This is a genomic window from Chlorobium phaeovibrioides, assembly GCF_003968655.1.
Classification (GTDB): domain Bacteria; phylum Bacteroidota; class Chlorobiia; order Chlorobiales; family Chlorobiaceae; genus Chlorobium; species Chlorobium phaeovibrioides.
Genome location: NZ_RXYK01000021.1, coordinates 1 through 16537, shown reverse-complemented (window position 1 = coordinate 16537; position 16537 = coordinate 1). Strand labels below are relative to the sequence as shown.

Annotated in this window: 10 protein-coding genes and 1 pseudogene; 4 read left to right on the top strand and 7 right to left on the bottom strand. The window is 55.9% G+C overall.

Translation table 11 applies throughout. The features are described from left to right. The coding region (locus EKD02_RS09275; protein WP_126385188.1) for a DUF4347 domain-containing protein at positions 1 to 1365 on the bottom strand (1365 nt) is incomplete at its 3' end. 173 nt (positions 1366 to 1538) lie between these two features. On the opposite strand from EKD02_RS09275, the gene EKD02_RS10175 reads away from it, so the two are divergent. Genes EKD02_RS10175 through EKD02_RS09260 form a run of 4 tightly spaced genes read left to right on the top strand, consistent with a single transcriptional unit; the run spans position 1539 to position 6397 of the window. After that, entirely contained in the window at positions 1539 to 1727 is a 189-nt protein-coding gene (locus tag EKD02_RS10175; RefSeq protein ID WP_244924434.1) for a hypothetical protein, read from the top strand. After that, positions 1681 to 3642 (top strand): sensor histidine kinase, encoded by a 1962-nt coding sequence (locus tag EKD02_RS09270; protein ID WP_244924433.1) that lies wholly within the window; start codon positions 1681 to 1683, stop codon positions 3640 to 3642. Before EKD02_RS10175 ends, EKD02_RS09270 begins: the two co-directional genes overlap by 47 nt. Then, a complete protein-coding gene (locus EKD02_RS09265; RefSeq protein WP_126385184.1) occupies positions 3639 to 5666 on the top strand; it encodes a sensor histidine kinase in 2028 nt (675 codons plus the stop codon). The genes EKD02_RS09270 and EKD02_RS09265 overlap by 4 nt, the downstream gene beginning before the upstream one ends. A 2-nt stretch (positions 5667 to 5668) precedes the next feature. Continuing rightward, positions 5669 to 6397, top strand: coding sequence for a response regulator transcription factor (locus EKD02_RS09260; protein ID WP_126385182.1), 729 nt, complete (start codon positions 5669 to 5671; stop codon positions 6395 to 6397). Between the two features lie 30 nt (positions 6398 to 6427). Here the strand turns inward: EKD02_RS09260 and EKD02_RS09255 are convergent, their stop codons facing one another. From EKD02_RS09255 to EKD02_RS10040, 6 genes and pseudogenes are all read right to left on the bottom strand, one after another. Continuing rightward, a complete protein-coding gene (locus EKD02_RS09255) occupies positions 6428 to 8971 on the bottom strand; it encodes a TolC family protein (protein ID WP_126385180.1) in 2544 nt (847 codons plus the stop codon). Positions 8972 to 9383: 412 nt separating this feature from the next. Continuing rightward, positions 9384 to 10940 carry a tetratricopeptide repeat protein gene (locus EKD02_RS09250; protein WP_244924432.1) on the bottom strand — a complete coding sequence of 519 codons (1557 nt, stop codon included), beginning with the start codon at positions 10938 to 10940 and terminating at the stop codon, positions 9384 to 9386. 306 nt (positions 10941 to 11246) lie between these two features. After that, on the bottom strand, positions 11247 to 13385 hold the full coding sequence (locus EKD02_RS09245) for a site-2 protease family protein (RefSeq protein ID WP_126385176.1): 2139 nt from the start codon (positions 13383 to 13385) through the stop codon (positions 11247 to 11249). Next, complete coding sequence (locus EKD02_RS09240; protein ID WP_126385174.1) at positions 13370 to 14737, bottom strand: efflux RND transporter periplasmic adaptor subunit; 1368 nt, start codon at positions 14735 to 14737, stop codon at positions 13370 to 13372. Before EKD02_RS09240 ends, EKD02_RS09245 begins: the two co-directional genes overlap by 16 nt. An 11-nt stretch (positions 14738 to 14748) precedes the next feature. Then, positions 14749 to 15516: an efflux RND transporter periplasmic adaptor subunit gene (locus EKD02_RS09235; RefSeq protein WP_126385172.1), complete on the bottom strand. Its 768-nt coding sequence runs from the start codon at positions 15514 to 15516 to the stop codon at positions 14749 to 14751. A gap of 14 nt (positions 15517 to 15530) precedes the next feature. Beyond that, a pseudogene (locus EKD02_RS10040) lies at positions 15531 to 16537 on the bottom strand (hypothetical protein); the annotation flags it as partial.

The following is a 16537-nucleotide window of genomic DNA, read 5'->3' as shown; positions in this document are numbered from 1 at the left end:
CAGATCGATTTGATAGGATGCATCGCCCTCGGCTTTCGCACTGGTGATGGCAGAACTGACCGTCGGTGCGTCGTTGGAGCCGGTTACGGTGATAACCAGTTCTGCAGTGTCGGTGAGGTTCCCATCGGAGACGGTATATGTGAAGGTATCAGTAACCGTATCGTCAGCATCCAAATCATCCGCTGCGGCCTGATCTGCTACATAGGTATAACTGCCGTCAGAAGCGATGGTGAGCGTACCGTATGTTCCGACAAGCCCAGTCCCGACAGAACCACTTGTGCCATTCCCGGCTGACACTGCGCCAGTGCGGATTGCGGTGACAGTACTAGTGGCATCAGCATCCACATCAGTGTCATCAGCCAACACACCCGATGCTGCATCCACGGTCAAAGTTGCATCTTCAGCAACAGAACCGGTGTCATTCATAGCGACCGGCGCATCGTTTACCGCAGTCACGGCTACCGTGATCGTGTTCGCTGTCGCACTGTCAGCAGTGCCGTCGTTCACCGTGAACTTGAAGGTGTCATAGCTCGCACCGTTCGCGTCCGCTGCAGGAACGAACTTCAGACGACCAGCTGTAATATCTGACTCCGTAATCACCTGATCGGCGGTGACATCACTCCAGGTGGTGCCATCTAAATATTTCAGCGACCCCGCTGTCTCCAGCGTCGTGATCTTCACTGACGCAAGCGTGGCTCCACTGTCGGCATCCGCGAACCCGAAGTCCGATGCCGTCAGCACGAGATCGGTGTCCTCGTCCGTCGTCAGCGTCTTGTCTGCTGCCGTCGGCACCGCCAGCACCCCCTCAAACGCTTCGCGCGCCTCGCTGCTGAACGGCATGCGGACTGTTGGACTGACCGTCACATCGAGCTCCCAGCTTCCGCCTTTTGCGGTTTCACCGATGAGGCCTGTGGATGCGTGTACATTTGCCATGGAGTTCTCCGAGATTGCTTGCAGATAGGTTGTGCCCTCAGTACCCTGTGCGGTACGGCAGGACCAGAAATAGATGTCTATGAGGCGTGCGCGCTGGATGAGTGCGTCGACTGGAACATGAAAATCTTCAGCGTTGAGCTGCACTCCGCCGAAACGGACGGCACCCGGGCCCCCATGCCCGAGGATATGGAGCGCAGTCAGCTGTGGATGGGATATCAGAAATGCGAGAATTTCCTGCGGAGAGTCCGACGACTGAACCGCCAGAGGCTGTACTGCCGGGTCGAGCCCTGCAAGCAGCACTTCAACCTCGGCAACGCCGGGATCATACAGGAGTACTTCAGGGGACTTGAGGGTAAGGCGCTTATTTACATCACGATACGCTCTTTCACACGCCTGCTCGAGACAGACCGCGTGCGGTTCGGCAACACTCATTTTCGGTAAGTTCAGGGGGTTAACTCCACGTAAAAAGGGTTTTCAGGATATATACCAATTTCAGCATAAATCAAGAAACGAAGCAACACTCAAATACCCACATATTCTCGCAATTCACACAAGGTGCGTTATATTCCTCTGGTGCTACTGCATCATGACGCCTTCGCCAGAGGATGAAGGTGTTCTTCTACAACCATTTAACCCTCAATAGCTCTCTTGCCCCCACCGCAGCCCTTACAGCCCTCACTGCGCGCATTACGGCATGCAGGATGGATCACAGTCCTCTTGGCGGCACTCTGCTGCTCAGGCATCCTGTTGCTCTCGCAGACAGCTGCGGCCTCTCCCCTCCTGCTGAAAAGTGAAGAAGGACAGGGCTCATTTTCGCTTGACGGACATCTGGAACTGCTTGAAGACACATCCGGAAAGATGGGGTTCAGAGAAGTAATGGAATCAAAAGCATTCAGGGAGATACAGGGCAGCGTAAACGAAGGGTTTTCCGGCTCGGCATTCTGGGTACGGTTCAGGGTGGTAAGAGGAGAGGGGGTTCCCGCATCGGCATGGCTGCGCCTTGGCCCCCGCACCCCTGATACACTCGAAGCCTATGTGCAGCAGCAGGGAACGAGCCCCCTCTCTGCATCTTCATACAAAGCATTCCCGCTGGGGCTCACCATGCCACCCGGCAAGCGGGCGGTTCCGGACCCTCAGCTCCTGGTGCCGCTGGAGTTGGGCCCTGAAGGGAGCGAACTGCTGGCCTATATGCGCATTGCCTCCCGCTCCCCCGTTCAGCTCCGGGGAACGGTGCTCAACAGAGAAGAGCTGATGAAGCAGTCGCGCAGCCATATGTTCCTGCAGGCTTTCTACCTGGGGGTTACTGCCGTGATTGTGCTGATGAGTCTCCTGATTTTCTTTGCTGTTCGGGAATGGAGGTTTCTCTTCTTTTCCCTCTACGCAGCAGACCTGTTCCTGTCCTATCTGATAGCACGGGGCATGTATGTATTCCTGATGCCCTGGCTTGGCGATAGCGCAGCTCCGGAACTGATGGAAACAACCGGCGGTCTGGGTGTGGTGTTTTTCGCGCTGTTTGCCTATGAAGTGCTTAAAGATAAATGCAAACCGACGACACTGCGGGCCCTTCAAGTGACCGCCCTTGCCGGGCTGCTTGACCCGACGGCATCGCTTCTCTTCAACACCACCATACTGAAACCCTTCGGGGCATACAGCGCAATCGCACTCCTCGGGGTGCTGTTCTGGATAACGGTTCGCCAGCTGCCGTTGCACCCTTTCAGAAAACAAGTACTCTTGGGGCTGTTCGGCATGAACATTTTGCTCTATGGGGAGTTTTTCCTGCAACGCCTCGGTTTGCTGCCGCTCGATACGGCAATACAGGATCTTGTACAGGCAGGTTCATTCATGCATATCCTGGTGATTTTCGGTCTGCTCGTTGAACGCTTTCTGCATGCAGAACAGGAGCTGAAGGAGAGTACGCATGAAAGTGAAGTGCGTGCGACGGCAATCGCAGAGAAAAAGACCGAAGAACTGCGCACATACAGAGACCGCCTTAAACAATCGCTGCAGAGCCAGCATCAGTCGGCAGAGCGGGTCCGCCGGTTCTTTCAGATGGTGTCGCACGAGTACCGCACCCCTCTGGCCATCATCCAGGGCAACATCAGCATCCTTAGCCGGAGGAGCCACCCCGGAGACACAAAAAAACCCATTATCTTCAATGCCATGCATCGCGCTGCCGGGCGCCTGCTTGGGGTCATGGAACAGGCTGTGGAGCGAAGCAGGCTGCTTGAAACCGATGATGTCCAGGTTATCGGGCGCATCAGGGTGAGTGCGTACATGTTTCAGCAGGTAGAGTCCGCAAGGGCACTCTGGCCGAAGCTTCACATCATACAAGAATGCCTTGCCGGAAATGAGGAAATCGAGGGAGACCTGCTGCTCCTGCAGATGGCGCTCTTCAACCTGCTCGACAATGCACGGAAATACTCACCCGAAGGCAGCCCGGTTCATGTGCGGTGCCGTGCCGAAGAAGGGTTCGGCATTATAGAACTCCACAACAACACGGCTCTGCCGATGGATGAAGATGAGGGTGAGTTGTTCATGAAGTTTCACCGGGGCAACAACAGTGCAGCCGAGCCGGGCAAAGGCATCGGGCTCTGGCTGGTGCGCGAAGTGATGCGCCAGCACGATGGAAGCGCAACCCTGAAGAGTGGCAAGCGGGGTGGCGTTACGGCAACCATCCGGATACCGCTTGCCCAAAAGGAGAACCCATGAGCCTGAATCCACTGAAAAGGAAAGGAATGCGCCATCGGGCGTTGCTCATGCTCGCGGTGCTCTGCCTGGCTGCCGGATGTGGAGCACATGCATGGGCCTCCCCTCTGGAGCTCGGCAAAAAAGAGCACTACTCCCTGGAAGGCCATCTTGCGGTTCTTGAAGACCCGGCGGGAACAGTCGGGCTTGCAGAGGCGAAAAGCGCATACCGCCAGGGAAAGTTTCAGGAGATTGCGGGCAAGTTTGCCGCAGGGTATTCGCATTCCGTCTACTGGGTCCGGCTTGAGATACTTCCGGGCGGGGGGTTTCCTGCAAAGGGCTGGCTGCGCCTGGCGCCGGCGGTACTTGAACATATGGAGATCTACCTGCCCGGGAACCACGGCAAGCCAGTTCGGATGGGCAGCACCGAGCGCCACCCCGAGGGCATCTTACGCAACTCTGATTTCGTCACCCCGGTGGAACTGTCCGGAGACGGGCCGATCGTCGTCTATCTGCGGATATGGAGTCATAACTTCATCACACTGCATGGCGGAATCTGCACAGAAGCACACCTGCTCTCATGCACCGGCCATACCATCGCCCAGGAGTCGGCTTTCGGAGCGGTATCACTGATGGTCATCCTCATTGCTCTCTTTGTCTACCGCAATACGGGATGGCGTCATCTGCTGTATTTCAGCATTTATATTTTCATTCTGTTCCTATCGATGTTTCTATCAAGAGGAATGCATTTCCATCTGATTCCCGATTGGGTTCGACCATTCACAGCGGTGCTGCTGAAAGCCCAGTTGGGATTGTCAATGTTCATCTTCATGCTCTTTGTCATTGAACTCATGAACGACGACTATCCCGGGAGATTCCGCACCTACTTTACCGTGTTGATAGTGCTCGCGGTTCTTTTGCTCTTCAGCAGCCCGTCGTCGGCATTCGGGGTTGTGGCAAGCATTGTGATGACCTGTTATTTTTCAATAGTGCCTCTCGTCGTCTGGTTCAGTTCCAAAATAGCCCTCCCTACAAGATTGTCCCGGGTGTTGTTTATGGCTGCGACCGTCACCATATTCTCGGGTTTTACTGTATATTTCTTGCATCTCATGGGGATTTTTCCGGATAATGTCTTCGCCTTCAATGCCCTGCAGGCATCATCCCTCATCTATGGGCTGCTGCTCCTGCCGGTATTTGCAATCCGGATAAAGAGTTCCCGTCAGCAGGCTATTGAGCAGTCCATACTGGTCACCAGAAATGCCGAGGCGCTCTCGGAAAGAATCGGCAGGGAACTTCGCGAACACACCGAACGCCTGGAGGTATCGATTCAGGCGGAACAATCAGCATCAGAGCGCATGGAGACCTTCCTGACAATGCTGGCACATGATTACCGCTCGCCGCTTTCAGTTATCTTTGGAAATCTTGATATTCTCAACAGATTGGCGCCTGAAGGAAACAATGAAGCTGGCACTGAAATCGCCAAAATAAGGCATGCGGCCAAACGACTGGAGAAACTGATGGAGATATCACTGGTTCATGAACGGCTTCAGCAGCCCTCAGAGCCCGGCAGAGAAGAGTATATATGCGTTCATGAAGCCCTCAAGAGGGCAATATCCGTGGCACAATCCCGCTGGCCCGAGAGAGGGTTCTTCCTTAGTGCATCCTCAGACGATGCATTTCTCTTCGGAGAACCCTCGCACTTTGATGCCGCCATCTTCAGCATATTCGACAATGCACACAGCTACTCCCCTTCGGGAAGCCCTGTCACCATCACCAGCACGGTTTCGAACGGACTCGTAGAGATAAACGTTAGCAATGCTGTCGAACTCCTGCCCGGAACTGATATGGAGGAGTTGTTCAAAAAGTATTACAGGGGAACCAATGCGGCAGGGACTGCCGGTGCAGGGGTAGGGCTGCCTGCAGCCCGAAACATCATTGAGCAGTACGGAGGGGAGGTGACGATGACAAAGACAGGGGAACTTTCGATCACAGTAACAATCAGCATACCTGTTGCCCGAAATAAAGAGTATAAAAACAACACCGAATAGGGATGAAAAACATACACACTGAAAAACAGGGGAAAAGCATTCTTATCGTGGAGGATGACAGGGACCTGGCAGAAAGCATAGAAATGTACCTCTCTCTTGACGGCTACCAGGTTACCATGGTCGCCAACGCAATCAGCTGCTATATGGAACTCAGCAGATCTACATACGATCTTGCGTTGCTCGACCTCTCCCTTCCCGATCAGGACGGGCTTGTACTGGTCCGCTACCTCCGCGCCAATACCCCGACCGCCATCATGGTTCTCTCAGCCCGTTCCACCATTGACGACCGGCGAATGGGATACGATGCAGGGGCACATGTTTTCATTGCCAAACCGGTTGACTTCAAGGAGCTCGTTCAGTTGATAGCAGCACTTCTTGATTCCATGGCCAATGACAGTCAGACCCGGGAGGTCGCTGAAACGGAGCCTCAGGAAGAGCCATGGCTGATGCTTCGCAGTGACTGGGATCTGGTCTCACCCTCCGGATCGCATACGCATCTGACAGCAAAAGAGCGGGACCTGATTATTCTGTTCTCCGCACACTGCAATGAAATGATATCGAGAGAAAAAATTCTGAAGGCGCTTGGCTACACCAACAACGAATATGGCCACCGCTCACTGGAGTCCATACTGTACCGCCTGCGCAAAAAAACCTCGGATACGGGCACAAACCCAATCAAAACCTTTCACGGCAACGGGTACGGGTTCATGGCACCGCTGGTGGTTATTTGAGCAATCGGCAATGGAGGGGACCGGCAGGTCTCACATCTTCTTCCCCTCTCCCTTCGCCAATTCACCGATAAGGGAAAGAATCACGAAATGCTGGCGGTGGAGCTCCGCCTTGTAATCGAGGGTCCTGATGGCGGTATCGATCACCTGCTGCTGGGCCGCAACCAGGTCATTGAGGGGCCTGCGGCCTGCGAGGAACTGCTCCTCATAGGCTCGTTGTGTTTCCCGCTTGTGGTCAAGCTGGGCCTGCAGCGCCTTGTACTGCGGGATCAGCGCCTCGCGGTTGGCATACGCCCGCCTCAGGGCAAGTTCGACTGCACGCTGGGTGTTGTCGTACTCGGAACGGGCCCGCTCCATCTGGCTGCGGGTGCGGGCCTTGGTTGAGCTTTTCAGACCGCCGTCGAGAATATTGTGGCTCAGCTTCAGCCCCACGAACGAATCGTAATAATCACTCTCATTGCGCGTGACATCGTAGACTGTGAGGTTGGCCTCCACCTCAAGGCGGGGGTAGAGCGCGCCCCAGGCCGCCTTGTAGTCCGCGGCAGCCGCATCAACCAGAGCCTTCGAGCTCAAAAGGTCGGGGTTCTTTCGCAGGGCCGCATCCATCCCGCCCGACATGCTCATCGGGATGGGAGCGAAGACATCAGGAAACGCGAGGACGACCGGCGTGCCACCGAACACCTCCTCATAGCGGGCACCAGCCTCTGCCCGCCGTCCTTCAAGCAGGACCACCTCGTTGCGAGCCTCGAAGACCCGGCTGTTCATCTGAAGCATTTCGCTCGGTGCGTCCCGCCCTGCATCAACTCTCGCGCGGATCATGTCGCGCAGCCGGCGCACCTCGGACAGGTTCTCCCTGGCGAACTCAAGCTGTTCCTGGAGCTTTGCAAGCTCGATCATCGTAGCCACCGCGCGCAGCGCAACCCCCTCCTCGGTCGATACCCGCCGCTCACGTGCCGCCAGAGAGCGGGCCATAGCGGCTTTTCCCCGCGACGAGGTCGCTCCACCGTCGAAAACCAGCTGACGCACTGTCAGGTTCGGGTTCAGGCGCACCTCGTCGTCAACCGGAAGATCTGAGACCGTCGCATAGGGTTTGCCGTCACGGATCGATCGGCGCAGGTCGGTGTTCAGACCGAGCGACACCTGGGGATAGAGCTGAGCCTTTGCCTCCCCGATTGAAGAGATGCTCTCCTGCTCGGCATACTCCGCAGCACGCACCGAAGGGTGCCTGGCGACAGCCTCACCCACATGCCGGCGCCACTCTTCAAGCTGCAGGCGGGCCACCTCGTTGCGGATGACGGGCATGCTTGAATCAAACACCGGAAGGGCGCCGTCCTCTGACTCGACAAGGGCCCAGGGGGCAAGGTCATGCGGCGGAGGCATCCCGGGCCTCGCGGGAACCGGCTCGGAAGCCGGAGCTTCGGGGCCGGGCTCCTCCGCAAGTGATTCGTCCTTGATGAGGATCTCCCGGGAAGGCGCTTCCTGCAATGAAGACGGAGGCTCCTGCACCACGCCGATCCGGAGTTCCTCCGGCAGCGCCACCGATTCAACCGACGGCTGGGGTTTCGGGGGTTCACCATCCACCTTCGTTTCACTTTCGGCATCAGGAATCGCAACCCCGGCGACCGGTTCGGGGAAAGGCACGCCAACAGGCCCGGGCATCGCTTCAGGGAGTGGCTCGCCCTCTTCCAGAACGACAGCCTCCGGTTCAGCTGCGACAGGCTCCGGAAGAAGAGGGGCAGGGAGAGGAGCAGCCGCCGGGGCACGCTCTGGGGAAGCAGCAGAAGCAGCTGATGGTCCAGGGTCTGCCGGGACCGGCTCATCCGGCAGAGGAGCCGCAACAACAACGGGCGGCAACGGTCGTACAGGGTCAGCAATAACTGGGGCTGATTGCACAACTGGAGCCTCGACAACAGGCGTCAATGAATCGACAGCGTCTTCTTGAGGCAAAACCTTCTGAACAACCTCTGAGGGATGGTCGGCAACAGGATCTTTCTTTATAAACACACGCTCTGGCGTTGCAGGCAGTTCTGCCTTCAGGGCATCTTGTTGTGTGATGAATGCAGTACGATCAGGGGAAGTTGCCTGCAGGGAGCCCACACGAGATATGCGGGAGGGAGTATCATGTAGTGCCGGCTTCGGAAGCTGAGGCGAGGCTAATCCGGAAAGATCCATTCCGGTTCTTGAGTCTTCTGCACCCGGCATTTTCGTTGTCAGCAGCAAACTTCCGGCAACATCTCCACTCTGCTCCGCCACCTTGGCAGGCTCCAGCGATGGGATCGATTCCTGTAAGGGTTGACTGAGTGCAACCGGACCTAATGAAACCTCAGGCTGCTTCACTTTGAGCACCAAGCCGCTTTTGATGAATCCCTTGACTGTCGGTTCTTTTCCGGCTGCAACCGACGGAAGCTCTACCTTCGCCTCCTGTGCGGAAACTTCCGGTACAAGGGCTGCAGGGACAATTCTGGCAACAGCAGCCGAGGGTTTTGGTGACAACCGGCTCCCTCCTGCCGTCAGGAAAAAACTCCCCGCTGCATCCTTGGGAGCGCCTGGCACATCCGCCTGCAGTTCACGGGGCACGGGATTTTCCTGCAGCTGAGGCTTGAGAACAGGACTCGGCTTTGGGGCCGATCGCCTCTCACCAGTTGTCAAAAAGAAACTCCCTTCGCTACCGGAGGCTTGCGTATTCAGGGAATCGGGGCTCTCTTTTTTTAGAGAAGCAACTGAAGGAAGGGCAGGTTGCGTCAGGAATGACTGAGTTGGCGGGGACAGGGATGGCGAAGAGATGGCCCATGAGAGAGCTCGTTCTTCAGCCGATACCGGGTTTTCCTGCAAACCGCAAAAGGCAAACAAAAAAAAAAGGCTGACTATCGTTGTAATCCGGGCTCTCGTCACTACCAGTTTTAACAAAATATTATACCCTCACCCCGAACCGATAGCTTCTGTAATGGTTCGGGAGTGGAGCATGGGGGGAAAGAGATAGGTCAATAGCTTATCGTTGCTGGGTAATTTCAAGCGCTTTCTTCCAGGCGTCCTGAGCCTCTTCAAAGTTACCAGCAGCATACAGCTTGTTTCCCTGCTCCATTGCTTCCTGTGCGTCACGCTCAACTTTTGACTTTCTGGTCAGCTCGGCTTTCATGCCCGGGATTTTATTATTGAGATACTGACGGGCTCCCCAATGTGAGGAATTGAGAGCAAGGACCTCGTTGAATTTAGTCGCTGAATCATCAAACCGACCGACATCAAAAAGTGCAACACCTTCTGCGTAAAGTCCTGCCACACGGGCCTGAAACGACTCCAACTCCTGCCGTTTGCGCTCCTGCGCCATTGCAATCTGTGTTGTGGCCTTAGCCTTCAGTGCCTCGTTCTCCGTCGTGGTCAGCGCATTCTGCCAGGCAGCCAGGGCACCCGGAATGTCTCCCGAAGCATAGAGTTGATTTCCCTGCTCGAAGAAGGAACCAGCCTTTTCCTCACCAGCTTTTTTACTGAGAAGGAACGCCTTGCGATTGGGTATGGAAACCTCAAGGTATTCCATAGCCTTGATATTCGTGCCGTCAAGAGCCAGAACCGCACGGAACTTCTCTGCGGATTCAGCCAGACTGTCCGTCTCAAACAGGGCTACACCCTCTCTGTTCAGGCCATCGATTTTGGTGAACACAACGGCGATTTCAGCATCGAGTTGATCAATGCGGGCCTTCATACCCAACTTTGTGGCAGGAATTTCCGTGGTATTGATAGCCTCTACCCAGGCGGTCCTTGCGCCTATCAGGTCACCGGAATCATAGAGTTGACTGCCTCGATCAAATACCGCTTTTGCTTTCTGCTCCGACGCAGCAATACGCCGGAGCGTTTCTCTTCGGGCAGGAATCAGGGACCCCACATATTCCCCGGCCTTCAGGTTCTTCGCATCAAGGCGAAGGGCCGCACGAAATTTCCCCTCGGCATCATCAATTCTGTCCTCCCGGAACAGTGCCTCGCCCTCCGCATTGATAAGGTTTATGCGAGCCTCAACAGCGGCCTTCAGTTCGTTGGCAGCGGAAAGCGAAAACTCTCCCGTCCATACCGGTCCGGAGGGTGAGCCAGGGCGTCCTGTCCGGGGTCCGGAAACCACCTCTTCACGGTATGCCGCCCGTTGGGCAACGGCTGCCTGTTCCTCGGAAAGTTTGGCAAGACGATTCTGCTCGGCAACATACTCCCTCATCTCGGGGCTTTGCGTAATATCAAGAGCCTCCTTCCATGCCTTTTTGGCTCCGTCAAAATCGCCAGAGCTGGAAAGTTGGACTCCGCGCTCATAAGCCTCCCTGGCCTGAGCTTCGTTGGCGGCATTTCGTTCAGCTGTTTTACGCTCCCTGATGAGGGCTTCAACATTCTGAAGCTTTTCCCCGGCAAGTCTGCTCAGGTTTTCCAGCGTCATTGCCGAATCGTCATGCGTCCCCACCCGCTCAACGGCATGAACCGCGGAAAAAGCGGTCAGGGATATAAAACAGGCACTCAGGACGGCCCTGTAAACAAACAATTTCATCTCTGCAACTCCGGTTTTGATATCCATGATAACAGCTTTGCCTTGTGTTCTGTGAGGCATGTCATTGTGACTGCCACAGAACCGTTATGTTGGCTTCAAGCGCATTCTGTGCATACAGCAGCAGAAGGTGCACCGAAAGAAAAACGACCTCTATCAGAACAGGCCTGATCCATAGCCTATCCGGGCGTTTAATGTAAGTGGTTCAGTACGGGGGATTGCGCGTATGAACTCCGGAAACATACCATACTCAAGTTAATAAATATACTCTTTACATATTTAAATCAGAAACCTGCCCCTCAATTTCACAACCCCTCAGTAAATCAGGGGGACTGTCTAAAACCCTGTTTCACGGATAACAACGCCCACTGCTGTTCGCCAGAGGCGCCAGAGGAAGCTTTCCGGACTGGCCTCAACGACCAGCGTGCCGCGGAACTGCCCTTTGGTCTGCAGGCTTTTGCTATCGGGCTGCCAGAACATCCTGTAGAGTGCCTGTTCGGGAACAAGTGCGCCGCTCCTCATTATTCTGGCCGGTATACTGCCGCCATAAAGCGAAGCAAGCTCCGGCCGCGCAAGAACGGCAGCCCCCAACCCCTCAATCTCCCTGATCCGTCCACGGACAGGCCGCATGTCGGGGTTTTCAGGATAAAAAATACAGGAAGCACCAGCCTTGATGCGCTCCTCATCACCCTCAAAAAGATAGCCTTCGCCGACGGCACCGCCCATGCCAACAAGACTGAGCAACGGAGAATCGGCTCCAACCCACTGACCGGGAAGCAGGTCGAGCGCAACCCGCTCAACCCTGCCGCTAAAGGGGGCTATTGCAACAAGCTCCCTTTCCAACTTACGATACCCTGCCAACTCTTTTTCAGCCGTCTCCAGCGCCCTGTATGCCACAAGGCGCTTTGAGTAGAGCTGTTCATCGGCTGAAGACGCTGCAATTTCCCAGCGCATCATCTGTACCTGCCGTTCAGCCTGCCCTGTCCTGAACTCAAGTTCGGGGGAACGAAGCCGGACAAGGAGGTCCCCCTCCCGGACCCTGTCTCCCCGGCGTACACTGAAGGTATCGACAATGGCATTCTCTGGTGCATAGAAAACGGAATGCTCCCCGGGAAGAAGCAGAGCAGGAGCATGCACCGAAAAACTCAAGGGAAGAGCGGTTCCTGCAAGGAAAGCAGCCAGAACAGCCGCCACCACCTTCGTTCGAAAGTTCCACTGCATCCGTTCCCGCAAGGCCCACCATGCCTTCAGCTCCTTGAGAACCGGCAGGAGAACAAACCACCCTATTTCCACACAAAAGAGCAGAATCCCGAGGAGCTTGAAGACGAAATGGTAGACGAGCAGCGCAATGCCGAGAAAAAGGATCAGGCGGTACACCCACACCCCGACGGCAAAAACGATAAGCAGCCATTCGGTCCGGCGGTCCCACTCCTCCGGCGGAGGATCGCCAAAGCCGAACAGGGTCTCGCGCAGCCACCAGCGGCCCATGGCAAAACTCTTGTCGAACAGGTTCGGGATGCCGACCCAGTCGGAAAACAGGTAGTATCCATCAAAACGCATGTAGGGCATGAGGTTGATGAACAGGGTATGGACCCATGAGGTTGTAGCAAGCATCAGCGCCGCACTGCGCAAAGCTCCGTCAGGAAGAAACCCCCAGAAAAATGTAGCCAGCACGGCAAGGCCGAGCTCAGCAACTATACCGGCAGCACCGATGGCCATCCGCCTCTTCCTGGAGGTAAGCAGCCATGCCTCGCTCGCATCGGTGTAAAGCATCGGGGTCAAAACGATGAATACCACCCCGATGCTGCCGACCCGGCAACCATAACGGTAGGCTGTATAGCTGTGGCCAAGTTCATGGACCGCTTTGGAGATAAACAGGGCAAGGCCGAAAAGAATGAAGCCCGGAAACGAAAAAAAGTAGTTCAGGGAGTGGGTGAACGCCTCCCACTGGCGGCTGGCAAGCCAGATGCCCATAAGAGCAATTGCCCCCATAAGCGGAACCATCCACGATGAATAGAGCCAGCTCACAAAGGGATAAGTTCTGGCAAGAAACCGTTCAGGACTGAAAAGATGTAGGCGAAAATAGAGATAGTTATGGAACAGCCACTTGAGCTTTGACCACCGCCCCTTCAAGGTAGCCGCCTTCAGCTTCGAACGCCCTGCCTCACCACGGACCTGCACGAGTTCATGCATAGAGAGGAAACGGCCCATTTCCTCTATATCGGAAGGTTCCGCATCGAACATGGTCTCATCAGTGATGGAAGCTGCAATAGCCTCCGGCTCACCACTGCCCCATCGCGACAGGATTTCAAAACCGAGCGGGTCTATCTGGAAAAAACGGTTGCGCCCTGGATCGTGCAGAATCCAGGCTGGAGAACCATCACGCGACGAAGGGCCGGGATGGAGAGAAATGTCTTCGCGGAGCGATGGAAGCTGCGCCGGGGCTGATAGGTCCATAGCTATACCCCCAGCCATTGTCGGATGGCTGCCAGCGGCCTTCGGAGCAGGTAATAGGACATCGCCACATGCCTGCCATACACCTTCGCAGTGCCCTTGAGACCAATTCTCGGCAGGCGCCCGCCGTCGCGGAATTTCGCTTCAAGGTTGTAGACCATGCTGCCGTCCGGTCTGACCTCAGGGTCGTATGAAGCGTATTCAAGTGTACAATGAACCGGCCAGATGGGGTTGGTGGAGAGAAAGAGAACCACATCCGCTCCGGGTTCAAGCGATATGGCGTCATTGACTCCAAGCCAGATGTTGAGCTTTGCCTGTCCCGGGTCGGTGATGCTCAGGATGCGTTCACCTGTTCTGACAGGCCGTCCATTCCAGTCGTCCTGGTTCCCGTATACCGCTATTCCCGATTTTTCAGCAGCAATCACCGTCCGCGACAACTGTGCCGCCGCATATTCCTCCTCTGCACGAAGCCGTGACACCTTCACCCTCAGGATAGACATCTCCGACATGTTATCCCTCGAAAACACCGCCTGCTGGGCGGCCCTGCGGTACTCAGCCTCGGCAACCATGCGACCCTGCCGTGTCACCGCAAGAGCATTCTCAAGCGTCGTTCGGTCCATGCTCACAATCCGCTGCCCTTTCTTCACATCGCCGTTGGGAGACACATCCACGCTACGCACCACCCCATCGATGGGTGCACGCACCACCCATGGGTTTCGGGCGGAAACTTCCGCCGGTGCAAGAGCAGACATTCTAACAGGGAACAGGGCTACGAACAGGAGACCGCCCGCAATCCAACGGGTTCTCTTCCAGTCTTTACGAAGGAACTCTTTCACCGAAGCAATCGAGAGCGTAGGGCGGTTTTTCGGACGAAGTGCATGAAGGGCATGGCCATAAGCCTCTGAAAGAAACGCGGCAAGGGACGGTTCATGAGCAGCGAAAGGCGTTGCGCGGGCAAGCACGAGAATGCCCGTCAGCTCACCACCGGGAGCGACAATGGGAATGGAGAGCAGATGGGCAGGCAGCCACGAAGCCCAGCTTCGAGCCACATCATCGGGCATATCTTCAGCCGTAATGGCCTTCGGGGACATTTCATCCTTGACACTTTCCTCAGCCGCCACTCTATGCAGCTCAACCATAAGGCGTTCAAGCCACTCCACAAACGGGGCATTGCGCTCTGGCAGGCTGACACCCGAAAGGGCTACAACCCTACCAGAAGCCGCTTCCCAGAATGCCGCCTGGCGGCAGGGCACGAGCGAGCCCGTCTCATTCACCATGACATAGCGCAATGCCTGAGGGTCTTCCGCCCTCCGCGCCATACGCTCCAGGTCAAGGAGCTGACTGAGTGCATTGATTCGGGTATCAGCAGCCATAAGAGCGCATCTTACTTGGGCGGATTAAAAATGGCATAACCGCTCATTCCCGGCAACAGCTCAGGAGCCGGCACCACAAAACGGGCGAAGATGGCCACGGACTGACTGACAGCGTCTATCCAGGCGCCAGTAGAGCGCACTTCAGCATCGTAATCGTTGCCAAGCTCATCGATATGCACTTTGAACCTTCGGCCCGGCCGCATCCGGCTGAGCCATTTCGAGGGGACAAACATCTGTAGTTCCAGGTCACCGGTATTGACGAGCCGCATGAGAGGCTCGCCCTTCTTGACCGTCTGGTATCGCTGTACCTTCAACTCGGAAACGCCGCCGGAGAACGGCGCTATAATACTGCACCGGCGCATTGCCGCCGAAGCAATCTTCTTCTCCGCCGCCGCCTTGTCACGCTCCGCCCGTGCCGTTGAAAGCTCAACCTTGCTGGAAGCTCCCAAATCGTAGAGTCGTTCCTGAATCGACGCATTCTTTTCAGCAAGGACACATGAAGCCCTTGATCTCTCTAAAACCCCCTCTTCGCTCATGCAATCGAAAGCAATCAGCAGCTGCCCCTTACGGAACCGGTCTCCCTCACGCACCGTCAACCGCTCGATACGCCCGTCCATACCCGCAGCAATAGCAACATGCTCACGGGCTACCACTTGAATCAGTATATCATCACCACTGGGTCCTTCTACACAGAAACCAGTCGAACCCACTCCTATAATGGAGGCACATATCCAAAACAGGGCAACAAACACCCCTCCCCTGTTTAGCTTTTCACGCATTGGAAACGACTCCTTCACTGTTTAGCTGTTGCCGTAATATCAAGAGCCTCCATCCATGCGACTTTTGCGCCCTCATAATCACCGGAGGCATAGAGCTGATTGCCTCGCTCCATAGCCACCTCAGCAAGTTTCGTGGCCTCACGGCGTCGTTGGAGCAGAGCCTTCCGCTCTGGAATACTCGTCTCCAGGTATTGGCCAGCCACCTGATGAGCGGCGTCAAGCACAAGCACCTCGTTAAACTTCACAGCAGCCTCATTGAGTCGGTCGGCCTGGAAAAGGGCGGAGCCCTCCTGACAAAGCCCTTCCACCTTTATCCGCAAAGCTGCCGCCTCCCGCTGTTTCTGTTCAGCGGCCCGAGCAATTCGGGCATTGACCGCATCCTGTGTCTCGCTGCTTTGCGCAAGCCCCAGAGCTTTTTTCCAGGCCTCACCAGCCTCTGCCCGGTTTCCGGCATCATACAAGCTGTTCCCACTAACGAAAGCCGCCTTGGCCTCCGCCTCCAGTTCGGCAGCCTTGGCCAATGCCGCCTTTCTTGCGGGAATTTTCACCTCAATGTACTCGTTTGCATAAGGATCGGAGGGCTTAAGGGAGCGAAGCTCACCAAATGTTGCCGCCGACTCTTCCAGGCGATCCTCTGCAAACAGCGTAGAGCCTTCCCTTTGCAGGAAACCTATTCTGGACTGCAAAGCAGCCTGCTCAGCCTCGGCTTTGTTCATCCAGTCAGTAATGGAGGCTTTTGTTTCGGGCTTCACCGCCGTGTTAAGAGCCTCCTGCCAGACAATCTTGGCAGCAGCGTAATCACCACCTGCATACAGTACATTTCCCCGTTTAAACTCAGTTCCTGCTTTTCCTTCCGCTTCCGCTATCCGCACCAGTTCGGCCTTGCGCGCGGGAATCTGCACCTCGAAGTACTCCATCGCCAGCATGTGCGTAGGTTGGAGCAAAAGAACTTCACGGAACTTCGCTTCTGATGCTGTGAGGTTGTCGGCATTAAAGAGTGCTGCGGCTTCCGACTGCAGTG

Bases quoted from the DNA above. Each gene is read 5' to 3' on its own strand.
- EKD02_RS10175 (WP_244924434.1), top strand. From the start codon at position 1,539: ATGAAGGTGTTCTTCTACAACCATTTAACCCTCAATAGCTCTCTTGCC.
- EKD02_RS09265 (WP_126385184.1), top strand. From the start codon at position 3,639: ATGAGCCTGAATCCACTGAAAAGGAAAGGAATGCGCCATCGGGCGTTG.
- EKD02_RS09260 (WP_126385182.1), top strand. From the start codon at position 5,669: ATGAAAAACATACACACTGAAAAACAGGGGAAAAGCATTCTTATCGTG.
- EKD02_RS09250 (WP_244924432.1), bottom strand. From the start codon at position 10,940: ATGGATATCAAAACCGGAGTTGCAGAGATGAAATTGTTTGTTTACAGG.
- EKD02_RS09245 (WP_126385176.1), bottom strand. From the start codon at position 13,385: ATGGCTGGGGGTATAGCTATGGACCTATCAGCCCCGGCGCAGCTTCCA.
- EKD02_RS09240 (WP_126385174.1), bottom strand. From the start codon at position 14,737: ATGGCTGCTGATACCCGAATCAATGCACTCAGTCAGCTCCTTGACCTG.
- EKD02_RS09235 (WP_126385172.1), bottom strand. From the start codon at position 15,516: ATGCGTGAAAAGCTAAACAGGGGAGGGGTGTTTGTTGCCCTGTTTTGG.